Annotated in this window: 10 protein-coding genes and 1 pseudogene; 7 read left to right on the top strand and 4 right to left on the bottom strand. The window is 70.8% G+C overall.

Annotated elements, in window-relative coordinates:
* From VED21_RS34300 to VED21_RS34270, 7 genes are all read left to right on the top strand, one after another.
* A partial coding sequence (locus VED21_RS34300) for a calcium-binding protein (RefSeq protein ID WP_324890410.1) occupies positions 1 to 984 on the top strand: 984 nt, incomplete at its 5' end.
* A 53-nt stretch (positions 985 to 1,037) separates the two neighbouring features.
* Positions 1,038 to 1,211: a hypothetical protein gene (locus tag VED21_RS34295; RefSeq protein ID WP_324890409.1), complete on the top strand. Its 174-nt coding sequence runs from the start codon at positions 1,038 to 1,040 to the stop codon at positions 1,209 to 1,211.
* The gene (locus VED21_RS34290) at positions 1,208 to 1,711 is read left to right on the top strand and encodes a UDP-N-acetylglucosamine 2-epimerase (protein WP_324890408.1); all 504 of its coding nucleotides are present in this window, start codon (positions 1,208 to 1,210) and stop codon (positions 1,709 to 1,711) included. The genes VED21_RS34295 and VED21_RS34290 overlap by 4 nt, the downstream gene beginning before the upstream one ends.
* Complete coding sequence (locus tag VED21_RS34285; protein ID WP_324890407.1) at positions 1,708 to 2,199, top strand: hypothetical protein; 492 nt, start codon at positions 1,708 to 1,710, stop codon at positions 2,197 to 2,199. The genes VED21_RS34290 and VED21_RS34285 overlap by 4 nt, the downstream gene beginning before the upstream one ends.
* 120 nt (positions 2,200 to 2,319) lie before the next feature.
* Positions 2,320 to 2,841: an arsenate reductase ArsC gene (locus VED21_RS34280; protein WP_324890406.1), complete on the top strand. Its 522-nt coding sequence runs from the start codon at positions 2,320 to 2,322 to the stop codon at positions 2,839 to 2,841.
* A 181-nt stretch (positions 2,842 to 3,022) separates the two neighbouring features.
* On the top strand, positions 3,023 to 3,487 hold the full coding sequence (locus VED21_RS34275) for a carboxymuconolactone decarboxylase family protein (RefSeq protein ID WP_324890405.1): 465 nt from the start codon (positions 3,023 to 3,025) through the stop codon (positions 3,485 to 3,487).
* A 106-nt stretch (positions 3,488 to 3,593) separates the two neighbouring features.
* A complete protein-coding gene (locus VED21_RS34270; RefSeq protein ID WP_324890404.1) occupies positions 3,594 to 4,373 on the top strand; it encodes an enoyl-CoA hydratase in 780 nt (259 codons plus the stop codon).
* 58 nt (positions 4,374 to 4,431) lie between these two features.
* On the opposite strand, the gene VED21_RS34265 is transcribed toward VED21_RS34270, so the two are convergent.
* The 4 genes and pseudogenes from VED21_RS34265 to VED21_RS34250 all read right to left on the bottom strand — a co-directional run.
* Complete coding sequence (locus tag VED21_RS34265) at positions 4,432 to 4,554, bottom strand: hypothetical protein (RefSeq protein WP_324890403.1); 123 nt, start codon at positions 4,552 to 4,554, stop codon at positions 4,432 to 4,434.
* Positions 4,551 to 5,840, bottom strand: coding sequence for an MFS transporter (locus VED21_RS34260; RefSeq protein ID WP_324890402.1), 1,290 nt, complete (start codon positions 5,838 to 5,840; stop codon positions 4,551 to 4,553). The genes VED21_RS34265 and VED21_RS34260 overlap by 4 nt, the downstream gene beginning before the upstream one ends.
* Positions 5,837 to 6,400, bottom strand: coding sequence for an RNA polymerase sigma factor (locus tag VED21_RS34255; protein WP_324890401.1), 564 nt, complete (start codon positions 6,398 to 6,400; stop codon positions 5,837 to 5,839). Before VED21_RS34255 ends, VED21_RS34260 begins: the two co-directional genes overlap by 4 nt.
* A 100-nt stretch (positions 6,401 to 6,500) precedes the next feature.
* A pseudogene (locus VED21_RS34250) lies at positions 6,501 to 6,769 on the bottom strand (hypothetical protein); the annotation flags it as partial.

The raw sequence follows: 6,769 nt of genomic DNA, 5'->3' as shown, positions 1-6,769 counted from the left end.
GACGTGCTGCCGCCCACCGCCAACCTGACGGTGCGCACCATCATCCCGGTGGTCGCCAACCCGGCGGCCCCGCCCAACCAGCCCATCATCATCACCGGCACCGCGCCGAGCGGCGGGGTGAGCACCCAGCAGCAGGCGGTGGTGATTGACGCCTCCAGCCTGCCCAGCGGCACCGTCATCCAGCTGCAGAACGTCGACTTCGCCGCCGTGGTCGGCGCGGTGCGGGTGACCGGCGGCGAGGGCTCGCAGGTGGTCGCCGGCGACAGCGCGGATCAGTGGATGGTGCTGGGCGCCGACGACGACACGCTGCGCGGCGGCGGCGGCAACGACTTCGTCGGCTCGGAAGGCGGCGACGACGTGCTGTACGGCGACACCGGGCTGGACACGGTGACCGGCGGCATCGGCAACGACGCGCTGTACGGCAACCAGCAGGACGACGTGGTCTACGGCAACCAGGGCCTGGACACGCTGTTCGGCGGGCAGGATGCCGACACCGTGTTCGGCGGGCAGGACGGCGACGTGCTCTACGGCAACCGCGCGGCCGACGTGCTGTACGGGCAGCTGGGCAGCGACACGCTGTTCGGTGGGCAGGACAACGACGTGCTGTTCGGAGGCCAGGGCGACGACCTGCTGGCCGGCAACCTAGGAGCCGACACGCTGACCGGCGGCCTGGGCGCGGACACCTTCCGCATCGGTAGCCCACTGGAGGGCGGCGACATGATCGCCGACTTCACCTTGGGCGAGGACAGGATCGGCGTGGTCGGGCCGAACTTCGGCAACATCCCGGCAGGGACGCTGTCGGCCAGCCACTTCGCGCTCGACAACCCCACGTCGGCCGGGGCGACGTTCGTGTTCAACACCCGCACCGGGGCGCTTTCCTTCGATGCGGACGGTTCGGGCGCCGGAGCGGCCGTGACCATCGCCACGCTCAACGTCCGCACGCTCAGCCACACCGACATCCTGGTCCTGGGCGGCGGCTCCTGACGGCGGTGCGCCCCTTTTCCTGCGGGAAAAGGGGCCAGCCTGGGCGCGGGCGCATGCCGGACACGACCATCGCCATCGTCTACGGGACGCGGCCGGAGATCATCAAGCTGGCGCCGGTGATGACGGCCCTGGCTGGCCGGGCGCGGGTGGTGACGATCGCGACCGGCCAGCACCTGGACCTGGGCCGGCAGGCCGAGGCGGCGCTGACCGGGCCGGCCCGCTGGTGATCGTCACCACGCACCGGCGGGAAAACCATGACCGGGGCTTGCTGGCCATCTGCGACGCCGTGGCCGCCCTGGCGGACCGCCATCCCGGCGTCCGCTTCCTGGTGCCCGTCCATCCCAACCCGAACGTTTCCACGCCCGTGCGCGCGCGCCTGTCGGGGTATGGGAACGTCGAGTTGAGCCCGCCGCTGGCCTATGGCGACTTCATCCGCCATCTGGCGGCGTGCTGGCTGGTCATCACGGATTCCGGCGGCCTGCAGGAGGAGTGCCCGCACCTCGGCAAGCCATTGCTGATCGCCCGCACGACGACCGAGCGGCCGCAGGCGGTCGAGGCCGGGGCCGCATGGCTGGTGGGCACCGACGCCGATGCGATCTTCGGCGCCGCGGACCGGTTGATGATGGATCCCGACCTGTACGGCAGGATGGCCGTCCGCCGCCCGCTGTTCGGGGACGGGCAGGCGGCGCGCCGCATTGCCGACATTCTCGTGGGATCCTCCCGTTGAAACGCATCCTGATCGCCTCTCCGGTTCGCAAGCCCCCGCACATCCTTGCCGAGCATCTGCGCAGCCTGGAGCGGCTCGACTGCGGCGGCGTCGAGGTCGCCTACCTGTTCCTCGACGACAACGACGACCGGGAATCGTACGGGTTTCCCCTGTTCGACATGTGGTCGGGCACCCACTATTGCGACGACGCGCAATGGACCGCGCACACGCGCCATTTCCCCTTCCTGGTCCGGTATACGCCCGATTTCCAGTATTCATGGACGAACGCCCGGATCCATGGCGGGCGGTTCCCGTCCAACGCGGCGGAGTTGCCCGCCGCGGCGTCGGGTTTGCGCATCCGGCATTACGGCTGGTCGCGCCCGGCGGACCGGATCGCCAAGCACGAGCGGTACCGGGACATCGATCCCGACTATCGTTTCAGCGATCGCGCGCAGATGGACAGCATCCTGGATCCGCTGCCGAACCTGGTTCGCTGGTGCGACGAGTGATTCCACCTAAGCCAAGCCCGTGAACCTTTTGTTGCGATGCGGCGCGCCGCTTGACCATGGCATCCGGCATCGATAATCAAACAACCATCGAAATGATCATGTCCTTCGATGGAGCCGGCGATGACGTCCGACAGGGTCTACAACGTGCTGTTCCTGTGCACCGGCAATTCGGCGCGCAGCATCATGGCGGAATGCCTGCTGCAACGCTGGTCGAACGGTCGCTTCAACGCGTTCTCGGCCGGCAGCATGCCGCGTGGGCTGGTCGACCCGCACGTGCTTGAGTTGCTGAAGCGGATGCACCACGCCACGGACGGATTGCGCAGCAAGCCGTGGGACGAGTTTGCCCGGCCCGACAGCCCGGTGTTGGATTTCGTCTTCACCGTCTGCGACAAGGCGGCCGGAGAAGCGTGTCCGGTGTGGCCGGGCCAGCCGATGACCGCGCACTGGGGCGTAGAGGATCCGGTGGGCTTCGTCGGGTCCGAGATCGAGCGCGCCCAGCGCTACCGCCAGACCTATTTCGAACTCGACAACCGCATCAAGATCTTCGCCAACCTGCGCCTCGAGAAGCTGGACCGGCTGAGCCTGAAGCGCCGTCTCGACGAGATCGGCACCGTCCACCTGCCGGAAGCCGGCGCCGCCTGATATCGAAGGAACCCCTTCGCCACGGGCAAGGGGAGAACGGCGTACGGACGAAGCCTTCAGGCGCCGTCCGTACGACACGGGCCCGCGATTTGGCGCGCCGTGTGTAACGTTCCGGCATCCACCTCCGTCCAACGGACATCGGGCGCGGATCGGCCGCGCCGGCGAACGGATGGAAGCGACGATGTCCCTGACGATGCTGGAAAAGGAGCTGGTGGCTGTGGCGATCTCGGTGGCGGCGGGGTGCCGGCCCTGCACCACCTATCACCTGAAGGAAGTGCGGCGCGCCGGCGCCACCGACGCCGACATCGGGAAGGCGGTGGCCGGCGCCGTCTGCGTGCGCACCAGCGCCACCGACGGGATGCGCCGTCACGCCCTGGGCCTGGAGCCGGCGCAGGACGGGTGCGGTTGTGGCTCCACTGACCGGCTGGCCGAGTTGGTCGCCATCGGCGCCTCGCTGGCCGTCAACTGCACCGCCAACCTCGACAAGCACCTCGCCGCCGCGCAGGGCGTGGGTGTGCCGCGGGAGCAGATCGACGAAGTCGTCGCGCTGGTCACGATGATCCGCTCCAAGGCCGTCGAGCACGCCGAGAAGCGCCTCGGCACCACGGCCGGGTCCGAGCCGGCGCCCGCCGCCTGCTGCGGCTGACCGACACCCCACCCCTTGGCCGGACCGAAACGTCCGCGGCGTCCGCACCCCGTGTGCGGGCGCCGCTCGTGCTGCGTCCGGTCCCCTTCCCGAAACGGAGTCCCCCTTGTCCAATCCCATCCTCCTCACCCGCGTCGAGGCCGGCGTCGCCACGCTGACGCTCAATCGGCCCGACGCCCACAACACCTTGTCCATCGCCCTGCTGACCGCGCTCGAGCGCGCGCTGGCGACCGTTGCCGCCGATTCGGCGGTGCGTGTCGTGGTTCTGGCGGCCAATGGCCGCACCTTCTGCGCCGGGCATGACGTGAAGGAAATGCGTGCGCTCGACGGGCGCGAGGCGTTGACGGCGCTGTTCGCACTGTGCTCCCGCGTCATGACCGGCATCGTGCGGCTGCCGCAGCCGGTGATCGCCAAGGTGCAGGGTGCGGCCGCCGCCGCCGGCTGCCAGCTGGTGGCGAGCTGCGACCTTGCCTACGCCGCCACGTCCGCCCGCTTCGCCACGCCGGGGATCAACCTTGGCCTGTTCTGTTCGACGCCCGCCGTGGCGCTGGCGCGCAGCGTCGGCCGCAAGGCGGCGCTGGAGATGCTGCTGTCCGGCGAACCCGTCGACGCCGCCGCGGCCGAGGCGCGGGGGCTGATCAACCGCGCGGTCGCGCCCGAACGATTGGATGCCGAAGTGGCGGCGATGGCGGCGCTCATCGCGTCGAAGTCGCCGCACGCGCTGGCACTCGGCAAGGCGGCGTTCCACCGGCAGATCGACATGGACCTGGACGACGCCTACGCCTGTGCCGGCGAGGCGATGGTCGCCAACATGCTGACAGCCGACGCGGCGGAGGGCTTCGACGCCTTCCTCACCAAGCGCACGCCGGTGTGGAAGGGTCGCTGACGCCAGGACGGCACGCGGACGCCGCCGGGCTTCCCACGAAGGAGCTCGGCGGCGCCGGTCACTGGCAGAACGTCACCGCCGACAGCATCATGCCCATGGCCGGCGTCTGGTACAGGATCCAGGCCGCCACCAGCAGGGCGAGGCCGAGCCCCGTCCCGCCGGCCCGCAGGAGCGCCGTCATGCCGGCGCCTTCGCCGGTTCGGCTGCGGGAGCCACCGGCAGCCGGATCGGCGCGTTCAGCAAGGCGGCGACCAGGCTCAGCGCGATGGCGAGCGCCCAGGCGCCGTCGTAGGAGCCGAGCCGGTCGTACAACACGCCACCCAGCCAGCCGCCCAGGAACGCGCCGAGCTGGTGGGCGAAGAACACCACTCCGCCCAGCGTCGCCATGTTGCGTACCCCGAACAGGTCGGCGATGGTGCCGTTGGTCAGCGGCACGGTGGACAGCCAGAACAACCCCATGGCGGCGCCGAAGGCGTAGGCGCTCCATGCGCTGACCGGCAGGAAGGCGAAGGCGGCGATGATCGCCGCACGGGCAAGGTAGAGCCAGGCGAGCAGCATCGGCTTGCGGTGGCGCCCGCCCCACAGTCCGGCGTAGTAGGTGCCGGCAATGTTGAACAGGCCGATCAATGCCAGCACCGTCGACCCCACCTCCACCGGCAGGCCCTTGTCCGCCAGGAAGGCCGGCACGTGCGTGGCGATGAACACCACCTGGAAGCCGCAAACGAAGAAGCCGAGCGCCAGCAGCTGGAAGCCGCGGTGCGCCAGCGCCGTGCGGACTGCGGCACCCGTGCTTGCCCCGCCGGCCGGTGCCGCCCCGGTGTGTGCGCCGCGCTCGGACAGCGGCCACGCGAGCGGCAGCATGACGGCGGTGAGGACCGACAGGGCGGCCAGCGTGCCCGGCCAGCCCAGCAGGTCGATGCCGGCCAGCGTGCCGGGCAGCATGACGAACTGCCCGAAGGCTGCCCCGCCCATGGCAATGCCCATGGCGAGGCTGCGCTTCTCCGGTGCCGTCGCCCGCGTCACCGCGCCCAGCACGAGCGGGTAGGTGGTGCCGCTGAGGCCGAGCCCGACCAGCACGCCGGCCCCCAGCACGAAGACCGTCTGCCCCTGCGGTTGCGCCATGACCAGCAGACCGAGGGCGTAGAGGATGGTGCCGGCGACGATCACCCGGCCGGCGCCGTAGCGGTCGGCGGCCATGCCGGCAAAGGGTTGCGAGGCGCCCCAGACCAGGTTCTGCAGCGCGATGGCGAACGCGAAGACCTCGCGTCCCCAGCCGGCATCCATGGAGACGGGCTGGAGGAACAGGCCGAAGGCATGCCGCACGCCCAGCGAGATCGCCAGGATGGCCGAGGCGCAGACGAGCACCGTCAGGGGGCTGTGGCGGGTGCTGGACCGCGGCTTGGCGGTCTCTGGTACCGGCGTGAGCAGGGATTTGGGAACGGGCACGTCGAGGGGCTCGATGCTCATGGCGTGCTCCCGTCGCGCGGGGTGCAGGGAACGACGTCGCGACCGAGGTCGAGCCGGCAGTGCCGGCCCAGGCGCTCGCGCAGGGCCGCCCGTGCCCGGTGCAGCAGGACGCGCGCGTTGCCCTCGGCGATGCCCAGCGCCTCGGCCACGTCGGCGTGGCGGGCGCCGCCGATATCGTGCAGGGTGAGGACCTCGCGCTGGCGGTCCGGCAAGGCCATCAGGTGGTCGGCGATGCACACCCCCATCTCGTCCCGCATCAGCGCCAGCACGACGTCGTCACCGTCGTCGGGCAGCGCCTCCAGCACGGTCGTGTCGGCCTCCACCTCGGCACGGGTGCCGGGACGGCGGTAGTGATCGCGCAGCACGTTGAGCGCGATCGACGACAGCCAGGTGAGCGGCTTCGCGCGGCCGGCGAACCCCGCCGGGGAAGCGATGGCCCGCAGCAGCGCCTCCTGCACCACGTCTTCGGCGAGGTCGGCGTTGCCGACGACGCGCAGGACGAAGCGGTGCAGGTCGGCACGGTGGGCGGCGAGATCCAGGGTGATGGCGGGAGCGGTCATTCCACGCTCCCCGCGGTTCGATGGGACATGCTGTCCTCCGTCATTCGGACGGGCCCGGCGGCCCTCTGTCCCTCATGGGACGGACCGGGGGGCGGAAATGTTACGCGCCGGTTTGGCTGCCCGTGGGACGGCAGAGGGCGGCGCTCCAGAACCCAAGGGCGACGATGAGGGAGCCCGCCAGCGCCGCCAGCAGCACCGCGTCGTAGGAGCCGGCCGCCTGCCACAGGACCGCGGCCGCCAGCGGGGCGGCCGCCTTGGCGATGACCGACGGCAAGGCGAGCGCGCCGTTGATGGCGCCATAGGCCTCGGGCGTCAGCATCTCCGGCACGGCGAGGCCGCGCACGATGGTCATCACGCCGTTGGCCGCCC

This window comes from Azospirillum sp. (genome assembly GCF_035627195.1).
Taxonomy (GTDB): Bacteria; Pseudomonadota; Alphaproteobacteria; order Azospirillales; family Azospirillaceae; genus Azospirillum.
This window is presented reverse-complemented; position numbering and strand designations above follow the sequence as displayed.